We start from the raw sequence: 19,978 nt of genomic DNA, 5'->3' as shown, positions 1-19,978 counted from the left end.
CGCTCATACTCCTGGCGGGCGGTGCGGCAAGGGTGTCAGTCGCCCTTCATCTCGCGATAGGCCGACAGCGCCCGCTCGCGCGCTTCCTTGTGACCGATCAGCTTCTCCGGATAGTCGTCGGGACGGTGCTCGTCGTCGGGATCGTGGATCTGGTCGTCGTCTAGATCGGCCAGCTCGGGCACATATTCGCGGATGTAGTCGCCCGCGTCGAATTTTTCGCTCTGGCTGAGCGGAGCCATGATCCGCACGAACATGTTCGAATCGACCCCGGTGCCCGCGACCCATTGCCAGTTGACGCCGTTGCTGGCGTAGTCGCCGTCCACCAGCGTATCCCAGAACCAGCGATCGCCGTGCCGCCAGTCGATCAGCAGATGTTTGATGAGGAAGCTCGCCGCGATCATCCGCACCCGGTTGTGCATCCACCCGGTCTGCCACAGCTGTCGCATCCCGGCATCGACGATCGGGTAGCCGGTGCGCCCCTGCTGCCAGGCCTCCAGTTCCTCCTGGATCAGATGCCCGCGATTGGGATTGCGCCACAGCGAGCTGTCGTAATCGCGATAGCTTTCCTCGGGATAGCGGGGGAACTGATAGAGCACGTTCTGAGCATAATCGCGCCAGATCAGCTCGTTCTCGTAAGTTTCCCACCCCTGCCCGCGTCGCCCGCTGAGCCGGTGCCACACCTGCACCGGCGAGATTTCGCCCCAGTGCAGGTGCGGAGACAGCCGGGAGGAGCCATCGATCGAAGGCAGATTCCGGTCGTCCTCGTAATCGGCGACGTGATCCGCCCACCAGTCCAGCCGCTCACGTGCGGCGTCCTCGCCAATCTTCCAGAAATCGCGCATTCCGCCCGCCCAGTCGGGCTTGGTCGGCAGGAGGTCCCAGTCCGACAGGTCGTCGCTTTCCGGCGCATCGGCGAAGGCGAAGTGCTCGGGAGCCGGAATTTCGTCGCGTGGAGGAAAGTGCTCGCGCAGCGCCTTCATGAAGGGGGTGTAGATCTTGTAGGGATCGCCCGATCCGGTGGTCGCGGTGCCGGGCGGGAACAGGTAATTGCCGTCGTGCAGCACCAGTTCGCACCCTTCCGGCAAGGCGTCCCGCAACTCCTCCTCCGCCTCGCGCCACCATGGCTCGTAATGGCGGTTGGCATGGACCGCCCCCGCCCCCATCTGGTCGGCGAGACTGACCAATACCGAGACGCTGTCCCCCTGCCGCAGGACGACCGAGCCATTATGGCGACCGAACCCCTTGCCCAGGCTTTCGAGGGAGTGGTGCAGCCACCAGCGATGCGCCCCGCCATATTTCCGATCCCCGGGTCGATCGTCGTCGAGGACGAAAACGGGCAGGATCGGACCCGCCTCGGCTGCGGCGGCAAGGGCGGGCTGGTCGGACAGGCGCAAATCGCGCCGGAACCATACTATCTGGGGATCGGCCATCGGGCGCGGAACGAGAGGGTGCGCGCGCTGGTTCCCGACCTGTGCCCCTTCCCGCAATCTACGAACGGATCGATCCGCGCCGCGCCGCCATGGGAGCCTTGCTGTGCTGGGCGGGCTTCATCGCGACCGCGATCGCCATCGCGGCAGGCTATGCCACCGGTATCGACCATGCGCTGCTCGTGCCGCATCGGGCGGCAACGCGCGGAGCGGAGGCGGTGCGCGACCTGACGTCGCTGGGCGGTGTGCCGCTGCGCCTGCTGTTCGCGCTCATCGCAGCCGGGTTCCTCGTGGCTCTGCGGCAATGGCGGCTGGCGGCGTGGCTGGCGGTCACGGTATTGAGCGGATGGGCGGTTGGAACCTTGCTCAAAGTGGTGGTCGCGCGGCCCCGGCCGGACTTCGTGCCGCACATGATGCACGCGAGCGGGTTCAGCTTTCCCAGCGGACATGCGTTCAACGGGACCCTCGTCTGGGTCGCGATCGCGCTGGCGTTTGCGCCCCTGATCGCCCGTCGTCCTTTTCGGATCGCACTGCTCCTCTGCGCACTGGCGCTGGGTGCCGCCATCGGCATGAGCCGGGTGTGGCTGGGGGTGCACTATCCGGGCGACGTCTTCGCCGGCTGGCTCGGCGGCGCAGGCTGGGCCTTTGCCGCCGCCGCGCTGATCCCGCTTATGGCGCCGGCGGGCGCTCGCACTGTAGTCCGGGCAGGGTGACCGCGAAGCGCCCGCGCGCCCGCGGATCGTAGAAGCGCGCGTCGTAGAGCGTCACCGCGCCATCGTCGCCACGCGCGAACAGCGGCGCGCGGGACCAGAACAGGAATGCGTCGATTGCCGGAGAGCGCGGCAGATCGGCCACCTCGACCGGGCACTGATTGGGCTCCATCATCAGCGGCTGGCCCTGCAAGCCCAGCGGCGTCCAGCCCACCCGATACCAGCGTAGCGTGCTGTCGGCGAAGATTATGTCCCGCTTCCACGGCTGACCGGGTGCCGGGCTGGCGATGAGAACGGTGGGTTCCGGGGCCAACCCCGCCCCTACCCGCTCGGCCATGCCCGTCAGTATGCCGTTGAGGGCGATGTAGATGCCAAGGAAGGCCAGGCCGTAACGCGCCGGCCTGCGCCAAGTCGCCAAACCGTGCCGGTCGCGCCGCCACGACAGCCATGTCGCAAACCCCATGACCAGCCACAGCACCCAGTCGACGATGAACAGCGTGTCGCCGTGGAACCACCGTTGGCTGAACGGCGCGAGCAGCCTGATCCCGTAGACGTTCAGCCAGTCGAGCGCCGGGTGCGTCAGGCAGGCGAGGAAGGATAGCGCGACCAGCCAGCCGAACCGCACCGGCAATCGCCCCTCGGGTCGTGTGCCGCCCCGCGCCTGCCATCGGTCGAAGGCGTAGAGCACTGTGGCCAGCACCACCGGCAGCATCACCAACGCCAGCGGGCCGTGGGTCAGCCCGCGTCGCATGGCGAGGCTCTCGGTACCGTAGATCACACAGGTCGCGTCGACATCGGGCAGGTTCGCCCCGATGATCAGCGCGGGCATGGCGAGCCCGGTGCGCCGCTTCAGACTGGCCTGCCCCAGAAGCGCCCCGACTAGCGAATGGGTGAGATTGTCCATGGTTGCGCAGTGTCCCGCCCACCCCGCCCCGGTCAAACGAAAAGGCCGACTAGGAAAAGGGCGACAGTCGCCTGCCGCCCCTCTCGGTAATGTGTTGTCTTGCGAGAATTACATCGTCGCGCCTGTCGCGCTGGCGCCCGGTGCGCGCGCGCTGTTGCGCGCCATCGTGAACTCGTCGGGCGAGAGATAGGTGTTTCCGTCCTTGTCGAAGAAGAAGAACGTCTTGCCCGCATCGTTGATTTGCTCGGTCGAGATGTAGGGCTTTGTCGCGTCTTCCATGCTCGTCTGCTTGTTCGGGTTCGCCGGCACCGCCCAGATCGCGTACTCGGCGACCGACAGCTTCCCGTCGTTGTTGCGATCGAGATAGGCGAAATCCATCTGACCGCGCGGCATCATCGAATTGCTCGACGACGAACCACTCATGCTGTCGCCCGAAGACATGTCGCCGGACGAGGCGTTTCCGGCAGCCATATCGCTCGTTCCGCTGGAGGCTGTCCCGCTCGGCGTGGCACCGGGAGTGCTCGTGGATTGCGCCATCATCGTGTCGCGATTGGTGTCGTATTCGTCGCTGATCGCCTGGCGATCCATCGCGTCGTAGTTCGTCTGCTGCTGCGTCGTCAGATCGCCGCCCATCGGCATCGCGTTGTCGTCCATCATCGCGGTATCCGCGGTGGGGACGGCAGTATCGGTGGCATCGACCGTGTCGTCGGCATTGTCCGAACAGGCCGCCAGTGAGATGGCTGCCGCAGCGGAGGCGAGTAAAAGAACGCGTTTCATATCTGTCTTCCCGTTGATCTGCTGAATGTATCGCGCCGAAGCGCGCTTGCAGTTCACCAATGGATCAGCGACGCGAAAGGTTCTGAAAAACCGAGATTTTTGGGAAGGACCTGCTCAGACCGGGTCCTGCGCGGTGCCGTCGACGGTCCAGGTCTGCCCCGACCCGAGCAGCTTGGCAAGGTTCGCCTGCTTGCCGCTGACCGCCCGCTCGCGCTCCGCGCTGACGCCGCTTTCGAAGGTCGCGCGCGGATCGTCGTAGAGCACGCCCAGCGGCATCGGGAATTCGCCGAAGGGCAGCTCGGCAAGGATATGCGCCATGGTGCGGTTCTTCGCATCGTGGACGCGCACGCCCGCCGCCTGCCAGTCGCCGTCGGCCACCTCGACCACACGGAAGGAAAGGCTGTCGGCATCGAAGGAGAGGCCCTTCGCGCCGCCGGTCTTCTCGCTGCCGAACAGCATCGGTTCGCCGTCCTCCAGCCACAGCTGGCGATCCTCCGCACCCTTCGGCGCGGCGAAATCGTCGAACACGTCCTTGTTGTAGACGATGCAGTTCTGGAAAATTTCGACAAATGCCGCGCCCTGGTGCGCATGCGCGGCCTTCAGCACGTCGGGCAGGTTCTTGGACACGTCGATCCCGCGCCCGACGAAGCGCGCCCCCGCCCCCAGCGCAAAGGCGCACGGGTTGGCCGGGTGATCGACGCTGCCGATCGGGGTGGAGGGGCTGCGCGTGCCCTCCCGGCTGGTGGGCGAATACTGCCCCTTGGTCAGCCCGTAGATCTCGTTGTTGAATAGCATGATCTGCATGTTCACGTTGCGGCGAAGAACATGCATCAAGTGATTGCCGCCAATGGACAATCCGTCGCCGTCGCCCGTCACCAGCCACACGTCGAGGTCCGGATTGGCGAGCTTCACCCCCGTCGCCACCGCCGGCGCGCGGCCGTGGATGGTGTGGAAGCCGTAGCTTTCCATGTAATAGGGAAAGCGGCTGGAGCAGCCGATGCCGGAGATGAATACGGTGTTCGCCGGATCGCTGCCAAGCTGCGGCAGCGTGCGCTGCACCGCCTTCAGGATCGCGTAGTCCCCACAGCCGGGGCACCAGCGGACCTCCTGGTCGGTTTCCCAGTCCTTCAGCGTGGTTTCGATTTTTACGGGGGCGTTCATTGGTTCACCGCTTCCTCATCCGAACCCTTGCCCGGAGCAGTCGCTCCGGCGCCATGGAACGGTGCGTCTGGATATGATCCGTCGTCGTGGCCGCTTTCGCGCCCTGGCAGTTGCGTTTCGTTGACCTCGACCGCGCCGCCTTCATTGCCGTCGACATCGTCGAAATAGGCCGCGATCGCCTCTTCGAGTTCGCCGATGCTGAACGGCTGGCCGCTGGTCTTGGTCAGGCTCTCGCAATCGACCAGGAACTGGTCCCGCAGCACGGTCTTGAACTGGCCGGTGTTCATTTCGGGCACCAGCACATGGTCGAACCCTGCGAGCAGCTCGCCCATATTGGCGGGTAGCGGCCAGATGTGGCGCACATGGATGTGGCTGACAGAGCACCCCTTCGCGATGGCGCGGCGCACCGCCTGCCGGATCGGCCCGTAGGTGCTGCCCCAGCCGACCACCGCCAGCGTGCCCGTCGTCTCGCCCGAGGATACTTCCTGATCTGGCACCGCGATGCCTTCCACCTTGCCCTTGCGCGCGTCGGTCATCGCCTGATGGTTGGCCGGATCGTAGGAGATGTTGCCGGAAAGCTGATCCTTCTCGATCCCGCCGATGCGGTGCATCAGGCCCGGCGTGCCGGGCTTGATCCACGGCCGCGCGCCCTTTCCATCCCGCTTGTACGGCAGCAATTCGCCATTCTCGCGCTCGTCCATGAACTTCGCCGGGAAGGGTTCATACTTCTCTGGATCCGGCACCTTCCAGGGTTCGGCGGCATTGGCGATGTAGCCATCGGTCAGCAGCATCACCGGGGTCATGTATTCCACCGCGATGCGGCACGCCTCGATCGCGCATTCGAACGCGTCGGAGGGGCTGCGCGTAGACACCACCGGCATCGGCGCATCGCCGTTGCGGCCATAGACCGCCTGATAAAGGTCGCTCTGCTCGGTCTTGGTCGGAAGGCCGGTGGACGGGCCGCCCCGCTGCGAATTCACGATCACCAGCGGCAACTCGACCATGATGCCCAGCCCGATCGCCTCGGTCTTCAGCGCGATGCCCGGCCCGCTGGAGCTGGTGACGCCCAGCTGCCCGGCATAGCTCGCCCCGATGGCGGCGCAGATCGCGGCGATCTCGTCCTCCGCCTGGAAAGTGGTGACGCCGTATTCCTTCAGCCGCGCGAGGTGGTGCAGAATCGCGCTGGCAGGCGTGATCGGATAGCCGCCGAAGAACATCGGCAGCTCGGCCAGCTGCGCCCCCGCGACGAGGCCGAGGCTGACCGCCTCCGCGCCGGTGATGGTCCGGTAAAGGCCCGGCTCGCTCGGCACCGGCGGAATGTGGACCTGCTTCAGCGGCCCCGCCAGCTCGGCGGTCTCGCCATAGGCATGGCCCGCGTCGAGCGCGGCGATATTCGCCTCCGCGATTTCGGGCTTCTTCGCGAATTTCTGCTTGAGCCAGTCATGCAGCGGCTCGCGCGGGCGGTCGAACATCCACAGCGCCAGGCCCAGCGTCCACATGTTCTTGCAGCGCAGCGCGTCCTTCTTGCCGAGACCGAAGGGCTCCACCGCCTCGATCGTGCGCTGCGAGATGTCGAAGGCCAGCACGTCGAAAGGCGCGAGGCTGCCGTCCTCGATCGGGTTGCTGTCGTATTTCGCCTTGTCGAGATTGCGCTTGGTGAACTCGCCCGTATCGGCGATCACCAGCCCGCCGGGCTTGAGCGCGGCAAGGTTCACCTTCAGCGCCGCGGGGTTCATCGCCACCAGCACGTCGGGCGCGTCGCCCGCAGTGTTGATCGCGCGGGAGCCGAAATTGATCTGGAACGCCGACACGCCGAACAGCGTGCCCTGCGGCGCGCGGATCTCCGCCGGAAAGTCGGGAAAGGTCGCGAGATCGTTGCCCGCCAGCGCGGTCGACAGCGTGAACTGCCCGCCGGTCAGTTGCATGCCGTCGCCGGAATCTCCGGCGAAACGGACCACGACGGCGTCGGGGGATTGCGGGTCTCGGGCCTGTTCCTGCGGGGCCCTGGCGGCTGTTGCCATCCGTAAATTCCTTCGGTCGCGCCGCGTCGTGCGCGGCGTCGTTCTTTCGCGGGCGTCACCTAGGTGCGCGTGCCCGCCATCACAATCAAGTTTTTCTCCCCGCTCGCAAAAGTCGCATGGACAAGGTGGATCGAAATGCCGAAGGCTTGGTTTGGTTGAGGGACCAGGAGGATCGATGTCCGAGCAAACCGACCACTTCGTGCGCGCAGACGTACGGGCCTTTCTCGATTTTCTCGAAAGCGCCGGCAGACCGCCGATGAGCGAGCTGTCGGTGGAGGAAGCGCGCGCCGGGATGCACGCCAGCGTGCACATCGCCGAACTGCCGGCGAAGGAGATGGCGGTGAAGCGCGACCTGTCCTGCCCCGGCCCGTCTGGCGACATCCCCTTGCGCCTCTACGACGCGCGCGAAAGCCGCGAGGCTGGGCCGGTCATGGTCTTCTTCCACGGCGGCGGGTTCGTGATCGGCGACCTCGATACCCACGACGCACTTTGCACCGAACTCGCTGCCTCGCTCGATATCCCGGTGGTTTCGGTCGATTATCACCTCGCCCCCGAGCACCCCTTCCCCGCCGCGCCCGACGATGCGGAGGCAGCGGCGCGCTGGGTGGCGAGCAATCCCACGGAGCTGAACCGGAAAGCCACCGGTCTGGTGCTGTGCGGCGACAGCGCGGGCGGCAACCTCACCATCGTCACCGCGCAGTCGCTCGCCGACGAGCCTGCCGACGTCCCGGTGCTGGTGCAGGCACCGATCTACCCGCTGGCGGACGATATCGCGGGGCATCAGAGCTTCCAGGATTTTTCGGAAGGCTACCTGCTGACCCGCGATGCGATGTCGTTCTTCACCAGGAGCTACGCTCCCAAAGAAGGCGATGTGCGCAATTGGCCGATCCTGCGCCAGGCGCACGACCTGCCCCCGGCGGTGTTGTGCACTGCGGGCCTCGATCCCTTGCGCGATAGCGGGCGAAACTACGCGGCGCACCTGATCCAGGCGGGCGTCGACGTGACCTACATGGAATTTCCCGGAATCATCCACGGCTTCGCCAATCTGCGCAAGGCGATCGCCAGCGGCCAGAGCGATCTGACCGCCTTCACCCATGCCATCGCCGCCATGCTGGAGCGACACGCGAAATGAACGACACACTGGGATACCGCCCCTGCGTGGGCGTGATGCTGGTCAATGCGGAGGGCCGCGTCTTCGTCGGTCGCCGGATCGACAACAAGGAAGGCGACTGGTGGCAGATGCCGCAGGGCGGCGTAGATCCGGGGGAGGATCTGGACACGGCGGCGTTCCGCGAACTCGGTGAGGAAACAGGCGTGACCGATCGGCACGCTACGCTGCTGAAGCGCATGGAAGAGCCGGTGCGCTACGACCTTCCCGAGGAGTTGATCGGGAAGCTGTGGGGCGGCAAATATCGCGGGCAGGAGCAGACCTGGTTTCTCGCGCGCTTTTCCGGCACCGATGCCGACATCAATCTGGAAGCGCACGACCCGCCCGAATTCTGCGACTGGAAATGGGTCGATCCCGAGCAGCTTCCCGAACTGATCGTGCCGTTCAAGAAGCGGGTCTATCGCACCGTGCTTGAGGCGTTTCGCGAGCTGGTGTGAGTCGGCAGGCCCGACCCTCGGTCGTCACGGCAACGGGGTCAGTTGTTCTGCGACACCTTGGCTTCCGGCATCACCGCCTCCGCCGTCAGCACCGGTTGCTGCGGCCCGCGCGCGATCGCGGCGGCAAGGCGCTGCGTCTCGCTGCAATCGTCGCCGCACAGCGATTCCAGGCGGGACAGGTTGAGCCGCGCCTTCTCGACCGCGCCCTTCTCGACCATCGCTATGCCCTCGCCCGAAATCGCGCCGTAATCGTCGGGCTTGCGGGTCAGCACTTCGCGGTAATAGCGGATCGCCTTGCCCTGGAGGCCTTGTGCGCGGGCCGCCTCGCCCAGCGCCAGGTAGGTTCCCTCGTAACCGGGATCGATCGCCAGCGCCGCCTCGAACGCATCGACCGCCTGCTGCGGCTGATCGGCCGCGAGCGCCGCCTTGCCCTGATCCAGCAGCACTTCCGCACGCGGATCGGGCTCCCCGCTATCGGCATGCACCACGCTGGCGCTCACCGCCACGAACAGCGAAAGAGCGGCGGCGACGGGCGTAAAACGCATGAGCAGGTCCTTCCAGCGAGCGCGATCAGGGGTGGGCGCATCGAGCATACGAGACGAACCTAACACGGCATTAATGCACGTGCGATGAAAAATCCGTCCGTATAGTCGCGTGCGGGCGAGAGGCGAATGCCCTCCCCCCGGCTGCGTCCGAGCGGGAGATCGGGACGCTCGCAAACCCACGCGGGGTTGCGTTCGAGGAACGCCGCGAATCGATCCGACCCTTCGGCATCGAGCAGCGAGCAGGTGACGAAAACGAGCCGCCCCCCGGGCCTCACCAGGCTTGCCGCGATGTCGAGCAGGCGATCCTGCACGTTCCCGAACTGGGCGAGCCGCTGCGGCGTCAAACGCCACTTCGCTTCCGGCTTGCGCCGCCATGTGCCCGTACCCGAGCAGGGCGCGTCGATCAGCACCGCGTCCGCCCGAGCGTGCCAGGGCCGCAAGGCCTCCAGTTCGCGACCGGGATCGAGCAGCATCGTCTCGATCAGCCCCGCCCCGGCCCGCGCGGCGCGTGGGGACAGATTGCCCAGCCGCCGCTTGTCGGTATCGCAGGCGAGCAGCGTGCCCGAATTGTCCATCGCCGCGGCGAGCGCGAGTGTCTTGCCACCCGCACCGGCGCACAGGTCGATCACGGTTTCGCCGGGCCGTGCGGCGACGGCGGCGCAGGCGAGCTGGCTGCCATGGTCCTGAATCTCGACCAGCCCGTCGCGATAGGCGGGCCATTGCTCCACCATCGTGCCGGATGCGAAGCGCAGGCCCTGCGGTGCGGCCAGCGGCTCGCCGCGTTCCCGCCATTCGATAGTGTCGCGATCGGCCTTCAGCGTATTGACCCGCAGATCGAGCGGCGCGCGATCCATCAGGGCGGCGGCCTCTTCATCGTCGACACCCGAATTCGCCAATTCTGCCATCAGCCACTCGGGCGCGATGCCGGGAGTCGCCACCGGTTCGCCTTCCCCGCGTACCGCCGGGCCGTATTGCGACCCGTCGAAGAGCGGCGCGAGTTCGGGGCGTTGCTCCGCCAGCGCCAGCATCGCCGCGCGGCCGGATGCGGGAATGGGACCACAATGGCGAATCGCATCGTAAACGAGTTCGCGAATGGCGCGGCGATCCTTCGACCCGGCGAAACGATGCGCGCGCGCCCACTCGGCCACGATCCGGTCGGCGGGTGCGCCTTCTCCCCGTGCTGCGTCGACGACGCTGTCGAGAATGTCGATGGCGGCCGCGATCCGCGCGCTCGGGGTCATAGGTCGGAAAAGCGCACGCGCGTTTCGTGCGCGGTCATGGCCGGGAAGGTGCTTGTGACGAACCGCACCAGAGCGCGCTCGAACGTTGCGCGCTTGTCCAGTATTTCGTCGCGGTTGCGCTCGTAGAAGGCGCGAGTGTCGGAATCCATATCGGCGACCATTTTCCGCCAGGCGGTCGGGTTGATTGCCGGGTTGGGTATGCCGAGCTCCTGTTCGTCGTCCTTCGCGAAAGGTGCCCCGTCCTTGAGCGCGGCAATCCGATCCAAGAAACGTTCGATCTCGTACTCGCGCCCCGATATGTTGCATGCGGCCTGAGCCGTGCCGCGGAAACAGTCCATCTCGTGCTCGGCATCGGCGTAAGCGCGGAACGCCTCGAATGTGCTGTCGAACGCCGCCGCCTGCGCATCGGTCCAGCCACGCTTCAGTCGGACGATCTCCGGCTGGCGATCCTGCTGGCTACGCCTCGCGGCGAACTGGGCGCAGACCCCGCCGCTCGCACCGCTGGTGATGTCGTCGCAGGTATCGAAGCTTCCCCCATCCTCCTTGCCGCTCCGGATATCGTCCAGATGCTCGATCCGCGCATCCATCGCGGCCGGGGCGTCCTCCATCTGGCAAGCCATGTGGATCGCGACGTCGAGGTTCTCCGGCCCGCCCTCCCCATTGGCATAGGCCATGGCGAGCAATCCCGCGCCATGGTGCAGCGCGAGGGTGTGTTCTGTATGGCCGCGCTCGGCCATCGCGCATTGGCGCGCTTTCGCCCGGTCCATCGGAACGCCGAACCCGAAATAGAGCGCTTCGCTATCGCATCCTTCGAGCGCTTTTCGCTCACCGGCCGAGGGAATGTCGCCGGCCGCCGGTTGCGCGTCGGACACGGCGGCACAGATCGCGCGGGTGCGCGCGTATTTCTCGCCCCCGCCGATAAAGCTCAGATCGCGGGTCGACCAGTCCTCCACCGCGTCCGGCTGCGCCGTCGCAGCGAGCATCGCCGCGGCGACCGGCAGCGCTGCGAGGCAGAGGAGGCTCCTACCGTGTCGGATAGTTCGGTGCCTCCCGGGTGATCGACACGTCGTGGACGTGGCTCTCGGTCAACCCGGCATTGGTGATCCGCACGAACTGCGCACGGGTGCGCAGATCCTCGATCGTGCGGCTGCCGGTATAGCCCATCGCCGCCTTGATCCCGCCGACGAGCTGGTGGACGACGTCCTTTGCCGCACCCTTATAGGGCACCTGTCCCTCGATCCCTTCGGGTACCAGCTTCATCGCCGAAACGTCCTGCTGGAAATAGCGGTCGGCGCTGCCGCGCGCCATCGCGCCCACGCTGCCCATGCCGCGATAGGCCTTGTAGCTGCGGCCCTGATAGATGAACGTCTCGCCCGGAGCCTCAGCGGTCCCCGCCAGCATCGATCCGATCATCACGCTGGAGGCACCGGCGGCAAGCGCCTTGGCCGCGTCGCCGCTGGTCCGCAGGCCGCCGTCGGCGATGACGGGGATACCGGCCTTCTCGCCTTCCTCGGCGCAATCCATGATCGCGGTGAGCTGCGGCACGCCGACCCCCGCCACCACGCGCGTGGTGCAGATGGACCCCGGTCCGATCCCGACCTTCACCGCGTCCGCGCCCGCATCGATCAGCGATTTGGTGGCTTCGGCCGTGGCGACGTTGCCGGCGATGATCTGGACCGAATTGCTCAGCGTCTTGGCCCGTTCGACCGCGCGAGCGACGTCGGCATTGTGGCCATGCGCGGTATCGATGATGATTACGTCCACCTCCGCATCGATCAGCGCTTCGGTGCGGGCGAAGCCCTTGTCGCCCACCGTGGTCGCGGCGGCGACGCGCAGGCGGCCCGCGGCATCCTTCGTCGCGTCGGGATAGGTGACCGCCTTTTCGATATCCTTGACCGTGATCAGCCCGATGCAGCGATAATCGTCGTCCACCACCAGCAGCTTCTCGATCCGGCGCTGATGCAGCATCCGCCGCGCCTCGTCCTGTCCCGTGCCCAGCGGCACGGTCGCGAGATTCTCGGTCGTCATCAGTTCGCGCACCGGCTGATGCGGGTTCTCGGCGAAGCGGACGTCGCGATTGGTCAGGATGCCTACCAGCTTGCCGTCCGGCCCCGTCACCGGGATGCCGCTGATGCGATGCGAATCCATCAGCGCCTCGGCCTCTCCCAGCGTCGCATCGGGACGGATCGTGATCGGGTTCACGACCATGCCGCTCTCGAACCGCTTCACGCTGCGCACGGCGGCGCATTGTTCGTCCACCTCAAGATTGCGGTGGAGCACCCCGATCCCGCCCATCTGCGCCATGGCGATCGCCATGTCGGCTTCGGTCACGGTGTCCATCGCGGCGGAAATGACCGGAATGGAAAGCGCGATCTCCCGGCTCAGCCGGGTTCGCGTATTGGCGAGGCTCGGCACGACGTCGCTGGCCGCGGGGCGCAGCAGCACATCATCGAAGGTGAGGCCGAGGGGAATGTCCTTGGTAGCCACGAGGGGCGCCTTTCGCACGAGGGAGGCAGCTCTGCTGCCGGGAGGAATCGTGCGCCGCCCCCTAACCCGCTTTCGGCCATTCGGCTAGGCCCGGCGGATCATTCCTGCCCGACGCGATAGGATTGCGTGTTTCCGAAGTGGCGCAGGAGCGCGACGTGGAACAACACGTCCTGCGCTGCGCCGCCCAGCTCCATGTCCGGCGACCAGCGGTCGTTCGGGGTGTGATAGCCGGAGGCAATGAACCGGTCGAACGCCTCCCGGTCGCCATAGGCGCTGGTCACCATCACCGCGGGCAGATCGCGTTCGAGCAGCGCCCAGCCGTCCTGCCGCCGTAGATAGTCCTCGCGAATGTTCTGCGTATCCAGCGTCAGCCCCAGCGCCTCCGCCACCTGCGCGATCCCGTCGTCGAGGCCGGTCCGCCCCCACCCGATTACGGTCTCGCTCGATCCGGCGGGGGAGATGGCGGGCATGTCCATGTTGAAAGCGGCAACGATGGTGGGCAGCGGCACCGGCGGATCGTCGGTGAAGGCGCGCGCACCCAGCAGGCCCCATTCCTCCGCGCCCGTCGCCAGCACATAGAGGTCGCGCTCCAGCGGCCCGGCGGCAGCAACGCGGCGTGCGGTCTCCAGCATCGCCGCGACACCGCTGGCGTTGTCGACCGCCCCGTTGCAAATGCGGTGCGCATCTTCGGGCTCTCCACACATACCCAGATGGTCCCAATGCGCGAGCAGCAGCACCGCCCCGCTACCGGGGCGGGTGCCGGGAAGATGACCCAGGATGTTGGCGGTCTCCATCGCCTTGCGGGTCCGCGTGAAATCGATGTCGACCCGCGCTCCCAACCGGGGGAGCAGCGATCCGCCGCGTTCCGGTCGGGCCGTATCCACGAAGGACATCAGCCGCGCGCTGTCCTTCGGCGGAAGCAGGATCCACGCCGGCACCGTTTCTGTGGAGGCCAGAGCCCACTTGTCGGCACGCAGGAAGTGCACAGCGCGATCGAACTCCTCGGGGGTTCGCGTAGTCAGGAGCACGGCCTGCGGCGCGGCGGTCTGCACAGCCGCCAGCCGCCCATCGAGCTTGTCCCATGCCAGCAACAGCGCCCGATGCTCCAGAATACCCTCCGGCAGCACTTCGCCGGTAGAGCGCATGGCGACGAGCGGCGCCTTGCGGATCGAGCCCACCGTCGTTTGCGGACCGGAGAGGACCGCCCGATCCGACAGCGCCAGCGATCCGTGCGCGGAAGTCAGCGTGACGTGCAGCTCCCCAGGGTCGAATCGGACCAGTTCGATCCGCTGCCGCCACCCGTCGCCACCCCCGGCGACCGGTACGCCGGGGCGATAACCCGCGGCGCGCAGCTGTTCGACAATGTAATCCTGCGCATGGCGCGCGCCTTCGGTGCCCGGCTGCCGACCCTCCAGCTCGTCGGAAGCGAGGAAGGCGATGTCGCGAGAGAGCGCTTGCTCGATCGGGGCCAATCGGGTGCCTCCCTGCTCGGGCACGCTCGCACATGCCGCCAGCGCGAGCGACAGCGCCGACGCCAGCAGCGCCGCGAACCCTCTAGCTGAGAAAAGCCCCATGCCCCGTTGCAATGTCGCCCCGTTTCCTTCGTTCAGGCGGTCCAGCCGCCGTCAATGCTCCAATTGGCTCCGTTCACGTTCGCCGCCTCGTCGCGGCACAGGAATACGGCGAGCGCGCCGATATCCTCTGGCTGGACGAATTGCTTGGTCGGCTGCGGCGCCAGCAGCACATCGTTGATCACCTCGTCGCGGCTGAGGCCGCGCGCCTTCATCGTGTCGGGTATCTGGTTTTCCACCAGCGGCGTCCAGACGTAGCCGGGGCTGATGCAATTGGCGGTCACCCCGCACTGCGCCAGCTCCAGCGCCAGCACCTTGGTCAGGCCCGCCAGGCCGTGCTTGGCCGCGACATACGCGCTCTTGTAAGGGGATGCGACCTTCGAATGCGCGCTGGCGGTGTTGATTATCCGGCCCCAGCCGTTCGCCTTCATATGCGGCACCGCCAGCCGCGCGGTGTGGAACGCCGCCGACAGGTTGAGCGCCATAATCGCGTCCCATTTCGCGGCCGGAAATTCCTCGATCGGGGCGACGTGCTGCATTCCTGCATTGTTCACGAGAATGTCGATGTCGCCCGCCTTGGACATCATAGCCTCGATAGCGTCCGGATCGGTCAGGTCGGTGCCGAAGTGAGCGGCATTCAGCTCGTCCTTCAACGCCGCGATCTCTTCCTCCTCTCCGAAGCCGTTGAGCACGATATCGGCCCCCTCGGCGTGAAGCGCGCGGGCCACCGCGAGCCCGATGCCCGAGGTCGATCCCGTTACGAGGGCACGCTTTCCGGTCAGAAACATAGGGGGAGCTCCAATTGGAAGGGATATACGGTCTGGAACCCGCAGGCTTGGTTTGCGGTTCCTAGCGCAGACAACACGGCCAGGGGGGCCGATCGAGGGGAGTTATCATGCGGCTCAATCCGTTCAATCCGAACGATATTCGCGTAGAGGACCAGCGCGGCATGCGGTTCCCCGGCGGCGGCGGGGGCAAGGTCGGCTGCGGAACGCTGGTCATCGCGCTGATCGCGGCGGTGATCTTCGGCGTCGATCCGGGCCAGATGATCGGCGGATTACAAGAGGTCGAACAGCAGGGCGCACCGGCGGATACCGGCGCAGGTGATACAGGCGGTCGTACCGCGGCCGAAAGCTGCTCGGTCAACCAGTACAGCCAGGAAAGCTGCGCCGCGCTCGCCTCCCTCGACCGCACCTGGCAACCCGTGTTCCAGAAGGCGCGTATCGCGTTCGAGCAGCCCAAGCTGGTGTTCTACTCCCGCGCGGGTCGCTCCGGTTGCGGCGCGGCGCAGAGCGCCATGGGGCCGTTCTATTGCCCGGCGGACGAGGGGATCTACCTCGACACCAGTTTCTACGACGAACTCGCCAACCGGCTCGGCGCCGGGCCCGGGGATTTCGCCCGCCTGTACGTGATCGCGCACGAATACGGGCACCATATCCAGCATCTGGTCGGGCTCGACCAGCAGGTGCGCAGCCTGCAGCAGCGCGACCCCTCGGCGGCGAATTCGCTACAGGTGCGCATGGAACTGCAGGCGGATTGCTATGCTGGCGTGTGGGCCAGCCTCAATCGCGACCAGATCGATGCGGGCGATTTCGAGGAAGGCATGAAAGCCGCCGCCGCCATCGGTGACGATACCTTGCAGCAGAACGCGGGGCGACAGGTGAACCCGGAAAGCTTCACCCATGGCAGCAGCAGCCAGCGAATGGACGCCCTGCGCCTCGGCATGCAAAGCGGCGACGAAAGCCAGTGCGACAGGTACTTTCAGATGAGCTGATCGTCAGTTTCGGAACGGAACCACCCGCGCATCGCTCCTAGGCCTTAACCTCAGGAGCAATCATGTCCGTAAAAGACCACCCGCGCCTTCTTTCCTCGCCGCAACTCCGCCTCGTCGGCGGGGTGAACGAGGCGATGTACAACGAATTCCGCGATCAGTTGAACGCCGCGCCCGAGGAAGGTCCGCTGGTGATCGCGATCACCACCCTGGGCGGCAACCCGGAGATTGCGCGCTGCATGGCGGACGATGTGCGCTTGCTGCGCGAATCCGGGCGCGAATTGCTGTTTTTGGGTAAGGCCGCGGTCTATTCGGCGGGCGCGACCTTCATGGCCGGTTTTCCCATCTCCAGCCGCTATCTGACGAAGGGCACGCGGCTGATGGTGCACGAGCGGCAGATCACCCGCACGATCAACCTCTCCGGCCCCCTGCAGAGCTGCACCGACCAGCTGCGCGCCGTGCTCCACGAGATCGAGCATTCGATCAATATCGAGCAGGAGGGCTTTCGCGCCATGGTCGAGGGCAGCGAGGTCGATTTCGAGGAAGTGTGCGAAAAGGCACCCGACAACTGGTATATCGATTGCCAAGAAGCGCTGGAGCGCGGCCTGATCGCGGGCGTGGTGTGATCTAGCACACCTCGGCGGTATTTTCCGGGATCGGCCCGGGCGGGACGCGCGCGTCGGCCATCCAGAACGGGTCGGCGGGCAGGCGGTGGTTGTCCCCGAAGGCCTTGCCGAGGGCAGCGTAAAGCGGCGGATCGTAGGCCTTCAGGTCATCGGCGTTCAGCACCCTGCGCCCGTCCATTACCGCCAGCCGGTTCGAATTGAACCAGAACTGAGCCCCTTCCGCCCAGTACTCGTCGACGCTCGTCATCGCGTATTCGTCATGCCAGCGATCGGCCTGCTGCGCCGCTTCGTAGGCTGCGTCGATCTGCCCCGAAAGCGCCGGATCGACCGCGCGGATCGCCGCGAGGACATTGTGCGAGAACTCGTGGACGAAAATCGTCTCGCCGTAATAGCGCGAGGACGGCTTACCGAGGATGTCTTCCTCCGCCCCGCTGGTGAGCACCCCCGCCATGCCGCGGGCACGGCTGTCCCAGTACTGCTGGTCGGTCATCGCGCCGATACGCTCGTCGTAATGCTTGCGCTCGCACCGCGTCAGGCGCGGATCGTCTTTCGCGGGTCGGGTCCAGTGCGCCTGCTCCGGCAGGTCGGTCGTGGTCTCGCTCTCCGCCATGATGGCGACGCGATAGCCGTTCCTGGAAAGCCACGCGGCCAGATCGGGCCGGAAGGCGAGCATCCCCTCGACCATGTCGCGCGCGTCGGTCAGCGCAGCCCTCGACACGCGGGAAGACGCGACGATTGGGATACCCTCGGCATCCAGATACTGCGTGTAGAACGGATCGAGCCCGAGCGAAGCGGGTGGATCCCCGATGGCGGACGCGCACGCCGCCACAGGCAACAGGATCAGGGCGAGCGCGGACTTCACCATGGGTGGTTCCGTTAGCTCGCCCCGGCTGAACCTGCGATCAATACACCCGCTTCTTCGGCTTGATGTATTCGATGTCGTCGGTGAGCGTGTATTCGTGCACCGGGCGGTAATCGATCGTCATATCGCCGCCGTTTCCGCCCCAGCCTTCGAACCAGGCGACGGTGTGCTTCATCCAGTTCGCGTCGTCGCGCTCGGGATAATCCTCGTGCGCGTGGGCACCTCGGCTTTCCTTGCGGTTGTCCGCGCTGGCGATGGTGACGTTGGCCTGCGCCATCAGGTTGTCGAGCTCCAGCGTCTCGACCAGATCGCTGTTCCAGATCATCGAGCGGTCGGTGACGTGAATGTCCTGCATCCGCTTGTTGATCGCGGCGAGCTCCTTCTTGCCCTCGGCCAGCGTCTCCGTGTCGCGGAAGACGGCGCAGTGCTTCTGCATCGATTTCTGCATTTCGGCGCGGATTTCGGCGGTGGACGAACCGCCCTTCGCATGCCGGAAATGATCGAGCCGGGTCAGCGCGAACTCGGCGCTGTCCTTCGCCAGCTGTTCCTGGTTCGCGCCCGGCGTGATCGTCTCCTTCAACCGGTGCCCGATCGCACGACCGAACACCACAAGGTCGATCAGCGAGTTCGAGCCCAGTCGGTTCGCGCCGTGGACCGAGACGCAGCCCGCCTCGCCCGCGGCGTAGAGGCCGGGCACGACGGTGTCGGGCTGGCCGTCCTTCACGGTCAGAACCTCTCCGTGATAGTTCGTCGGGATGCCGCCCATGTTGTAGTGGACGGTCGGCGTCACCGGCAGCGGCTGGCGCGTCAGGTCGACACCGGCGAAGATCTTGCCGCTTTCGGTAATGCCGGGCAGCCGCTCGGCCAGGATGTTCGGGTCGATATGGTCGAGGTGGAGATAGATATGATCCTTCTCCGGCCCGACGCCGCGGCCCTCGCGCATTTCAAGCGCCATCGAGCGCGACACGACGTCGCGGCTGGCGAGGTCCTTGGCGCTGGGGGCATAGCGCTCCATGAAGCGCTCGCCCTCGCTATTGGTCAGGTAGCCGCCCTCGCCCCGCGCGCCCTCGGTGATGAGCACGCCCGCGCCGTAGATGCCGGTCGGGTGGAACTGCACGAATTCCATGTCCTGCAGCGGCAGGCCTGCGCGCAGCACCATGCCGCCGCCGTCGCCGGTACAGGTATGGGCGCTGGTCGCGGTGTAGTAGCAGCGGCCGTAGCCGCCGGTCGCCAGCACCACGGCCTGCGCGCGGAAGCGGTGGATCGTCCCGTCGTCGAGGCACATCGCGATCACGCCGACGCAGCGCCCGTCTTTCATGATCAGGTCGAGCGCGAAATATTCGATGAAGAAGTCCGCATCGTATTTCAGGCTCTGCTGATAGAGCGCATGAAGCATCGCGTGCCCGGTGCGGTCGGCGGCGGCGCAGGTGCGCTGCACCGGCGGGCCTTCGCCCATGTTCTGCATGTGCCCGCCGAACGGGCGCTGGTAGATCGTCCCGTCCTCGTTACGCGAAAACGGCACGCCCGCATGTTCCAGTTCGTAGACCGCCGCGGGGGCCTCGCGCGCGAGATATTCGATCGCGTCCTGGTCGCCCAGCCAGTCCGACCCCTTCACGGTGTCGTACATGTGCCATTGCCAGTGGTCGGGGGTATTGTTGCCGAGCGAGGCGGCAATGCCGCCCTGCGCCGCCACGGTGTGGCTGCGGGTAGGGAACACCTTGGAGATGTTGGCGGTGCGGAAACCGGCCTCTGCCGCGCCCATGGTCGCGCGCAGACCCGATCCGCCCGCACCCACGACGACGACGTCGAAGGTGTGGTCGATGATGGAATAGGCCGGCTGCGTGGTCGCGCCGGTTTCGTTCGGGTTCTGGTTAGACATCAGGAGGCCCCTCCCAGCGCAAGGCGCACGATGCAGAAGATCCCGAAGACAGCGCCCGCGACGAGCGCGACGTTGAGCAGCGCCAGCGCCGCGAACCGGTTGCCGGGGGTGTGGACGTAATCCTCGATCATCACCTGCAGCCCCAGCCGCGCGTGCCAGAAGGTGGAGATGATCAGCAGGACCATCGCCGCCGCCGGGATCGGCGCGGCCAGCCATTTGCTGACCGTGGCGTAGGACATGTCGGGCAGCATCAGCATGCTGGCCAGAAACCACACCACCAGCACCAGATTGCCGATCGCGGTGAAGCGCTGCAGCATCCAGTGATGTGGCCCCTCGTGGGCCGAGCCGAGGCCGCGCACGCGGCCGATGGACGTTCCGTTACCCAAGGTAC

At 66.3% G+C, this 19,978-nt stretch carries 19 protein-coding genes; 5 read left to right on the top strand and 14 right to left on the bottom strand.

All coding sequences use genetic code 11. The features are described 5' to 3' along the window. Positions 1-35: 35 nt before the first annotated feature. Positions 36-1,430 carry a deoxyribodipyrimidine photo-lyase gene (locus MKP08_RS09810; protein WP_241553661.1) on the bottom strand — a complete coding sequence of 465 codons (1,395 nt, stop codon included), beginning with the start codon at positions 1,428-1,430 and terminating at the stop codon, positions 36-38. A 41-nt stretch (positions 1,431-1,471) separates the two neighbouring features. Here MKP08_RS09810 and MKP08_RS09805 point away from each other — a divergent pair, with 41 nt between their 5' ends. Then, on the top strand, positions 1,472-2,140 hold the full coding sequence (locus MKP08_RS09805; RefSeq protein ID WP_241553660.1) for a phosphatase PAP2 family protein: 669 nt from the start codon (positions 1,472-1,474) through the stop codon (positions 2,138-2,140). Here MKP08_RS09805 and MKP08_RS09800 read toward each other — a convergent pair. The 4 genes from MKP08_RS09800 to MKP08_RS09785 form a co-directional block, all read right to left on the bottom strand. After that, a complete protein-coding gene (locus tag MKP08_RS09800; protein ID WP_241553659.1) occupies positions 2,097-3,041 on the bottom strand; it encodes a metal-dependent hydrolase in 945 nt (314 codons plus the stop codon). The genes MKP08_RS09805 and MKP08_RS09800 overlap by 44 nt on opposite strands. A gap of 108 nt (positions 3,042-3,149) precedes the next feature. Then, complete coding sequence (locus tag MKP08_RS09795) at positions 3,150-3,818, bottom strand: hypothetical protein (protein WP_241553658.1); 669 nt, start codon at positions 3,816-3,818, stop codon at positions 3,150-3,152. 114 nt (positions 3,819-3,932) lie between these two features. Beyond that, positions 3,933-4,979 carry a 2-oxoacid:ferredoxin oxidoreductase subunit beta gene (locus tag MKP08_RS09790; protein WP_241553657.1) on the bottom strand — a complete coding sequence of 349 codons (1,047 nt, stop codon included), beginning with the start codon at positions 4,977-4,979 and terminating at the stop codon, positions 3,933-3,935. After that, positions 4,976-7,000 (bottom strand): 2-oxoacid:acceptor oxidoreductase subunit alpha, encoded by a 2,025-nt coding sequence (locus MKP08_RS09785; protein ID WP_241553656.1) that lies wholly within the window; start codon positions 6,998-7,000, stop codon positions 4,976-4,978. The genes MKP08_RS09790 and MKP08_RS09785 overlap by 4 nt, the downstream gene beginning before the upstream one ends. Before the next feature lie 175 nt (positions 7,001-7,175). Between MKP08_RS09785 and MKP08_RS09780 the strand changes: the two genes are divergently transcribed. Continuing rightward, a complete protein-coding gene (locus MKP08_RS09780) occupies positions 7,176-8,132 on the top strand; it encodes an alpha/beta hydrolase (protein WP_241553655.1) in 957 nt (318 codons plus the stop codon). Beyond that, positions 8,129-8,605 carry an RNA pyrophosphohydrolase gene (locus MKP08_RS09775; protein WP_241553654.1) on the top strand — a complete coding sequence of 159 codons (477 nt, stop codon included), beginning with the start codon at positions 8,129-8,131 and terminating at the stop codon, positions 8,603-8,605. The genes MKP08_RS09780 and MKP08_RS09775 overlap by 4 nt, the downstream gene beginning before the upstream one ends. 38 nt (positions 8,606-8,643) lie before the next feature. On the opposite strand, the gene MKP08_RS09770 is transcribed toward MKP08_RS09775, so the two are convergent. From MKP08_RS09770 to MKP08_RS09745, 6 genes are all read right to left on the bottom strand, one after another. Beyond that, positions 8,644-9,150 carry a tetratricopeptide repeat protein gene (locus MKP08_RS09770; protein WP_241553653.1) on the bottom strand — a complete coding sequence of 169 codons (507 nt, stop codon included), beginning with the start codon at positions 9,148-9,150 and terminating at the stop codon, positions 8,644-8,646. Positions 9,151-9,209: 59 nt separating this feature from the next. Continuing rightward, entirely contained in the window at positions 9,210-10,391 is a 1,182-nt protein-coding gene (locus tag MKP08_RS09765) for an RsmB/NOP family class I SAM-dependent RNA methyltransferase (RefSeq protein ID WP_241553652.1), read from the bottom strand. Beyond that, positions 10,388-11,374, bottom strand: a complete 987-nt coding sequence (locus MKP08_RS09760) for a hypothetical protein (protein WP_241553651.1) — start codon at positions 11,372-11,374, stop codon at positions 10,388-10,390. Before MKP08_RS09760 ends, MKP08_RS09765 begins: the two co-directional genes overlap by 4 nt. Positions 11,375-11,414: 40 nt before the next feature. Continuing rightward, a complete protein-coding gene (gene guaB / locus MKP08_RS09755) occupies positions 11,415-12,878 on the bottom strand; it encodes an IMP dehydrogenase (protein ID WP_241553650.1) in 1,464 nt (487 codons plus the stop codon). A 98-nt stretch (positions 12,879-12,976) separates the two neighbouring features. Then, complete coding sequence (locus tag MKP08_RS09750) at positions 12,977-14,452, bottom strand: M20/M25/M40 family metallo-hydrolase (protein ID WP_241553649.1); 1,476 nt, start codon at positions 14,450-14,452, stop codon at positions 12,977-12,979. A gap of 32 nt (positions 14,453-14,484) precedes the next feature. Beyond that, complete coding sequence (locus MKP08_RS09745; RefSeq protein WP_241553648.1) at positions 14,485-15,237, bottom strand: 3-hydroxybutyrate dehydrogenase; 753 nt, start codon at positions 15,235-15,237, stop codon at positions 14,485-14,487. A gap of 107 nt (positions 15,238-15,344) precedes the next feature. Here MKP08_RS09745 and MKP08_RS09740 point away from each other — a divergent pair, with 107 nt between their 5' ends. Together MKP08_RS09740 and MKP08_RS09735 are read left to right on the top strand one after the other, a co-directional pair. Beyond that, entirely contained in the window at positions 15,345-16,223 is an 879-nt protein-coding gene (locus MKP08_RS09740) for a neutral zinc metallopeptidase (protein ID WP_241553647.1), read from the top strand. A 62-nt stretch (positions 16,224-16,285) separates the two neighbouring features. After that, a complete protein-coding gene (locus tag MKP08_RS09735; RefSeq protein ID WP_241553646.1) occupies positions 16,286-16,846 on the top strand; it encodes an ATP-dependent Clp protease proteolytic subunit in 561 nt (186 codons plus the stop codon). A gap of 1 nt (position 16,847) precedes the next feature. Here MKP08_RS09735 and MKP08_RS09730 read toward each other — a convergent pair whose 3' ends face one another. Genes MKP08_RS09730 through sdhD form a run of 3 tightly spaced genes read right to left on the bottom strand, consistent with a single transcriptional unit; the run spans position 16,848 to position 19,973 of the window. Beyond that, positions 16,848-17,711, bottom strand: coding sequence for a glycoside hydrolase (locus MKP08_RS09730; protein WP_241553645.1), 864 nt, complete (start codon positions 17,709-17,711; stop codon positions 16,848-16,850). A gap of 37 nt (positions 17,712-17,748) precedes the next feature. Then, positions 17,749-19,587, bottom strand: a complete 1,839-nt coding sequence (gene sdhA / locus MKP08_RS09725) for a succinate dehydrogenase flavoprotein subunit (RefSeq protein ID WP_241553644.1) — start codon at positions 19,585-19,587, stop codon at positions 17,749-17,751. Beyond that, positions 19,587-19,973, bottom strand: coding sequence for a succinate dehydrogenase, hydrophobic membrane anchor protein (sdhD, locus tag MKP08_RS09720; protein WP_241553643.1), 387 nt, complete (start codon positions 19,971-19,973; stop codon positions 19,587-19,589). The genes sdhA and sdhD overlap by 1 nt, the downstream gene beginning before the upstream one ends. Positions 19,974-19,978 lie beyond the last annotated feature (5 nt).

Origin of the sequence: Erythrobacter sp. LQ02-29 (assembly GCF_022576075.2) — a bacterium.
In the GTDB taxonomy this organism is placed as follows: Bacteria; Pseudomonadota; Alphaproteobacteria; order Sphingomonadales; family Sphingomonadaceae; genus Alteriqipengyuania.
The sequence above is the reverse complement of the archived record's forward strand: the minus strand, read 5'-3'. Positions and strand labels throughout refer to the sequence as shown.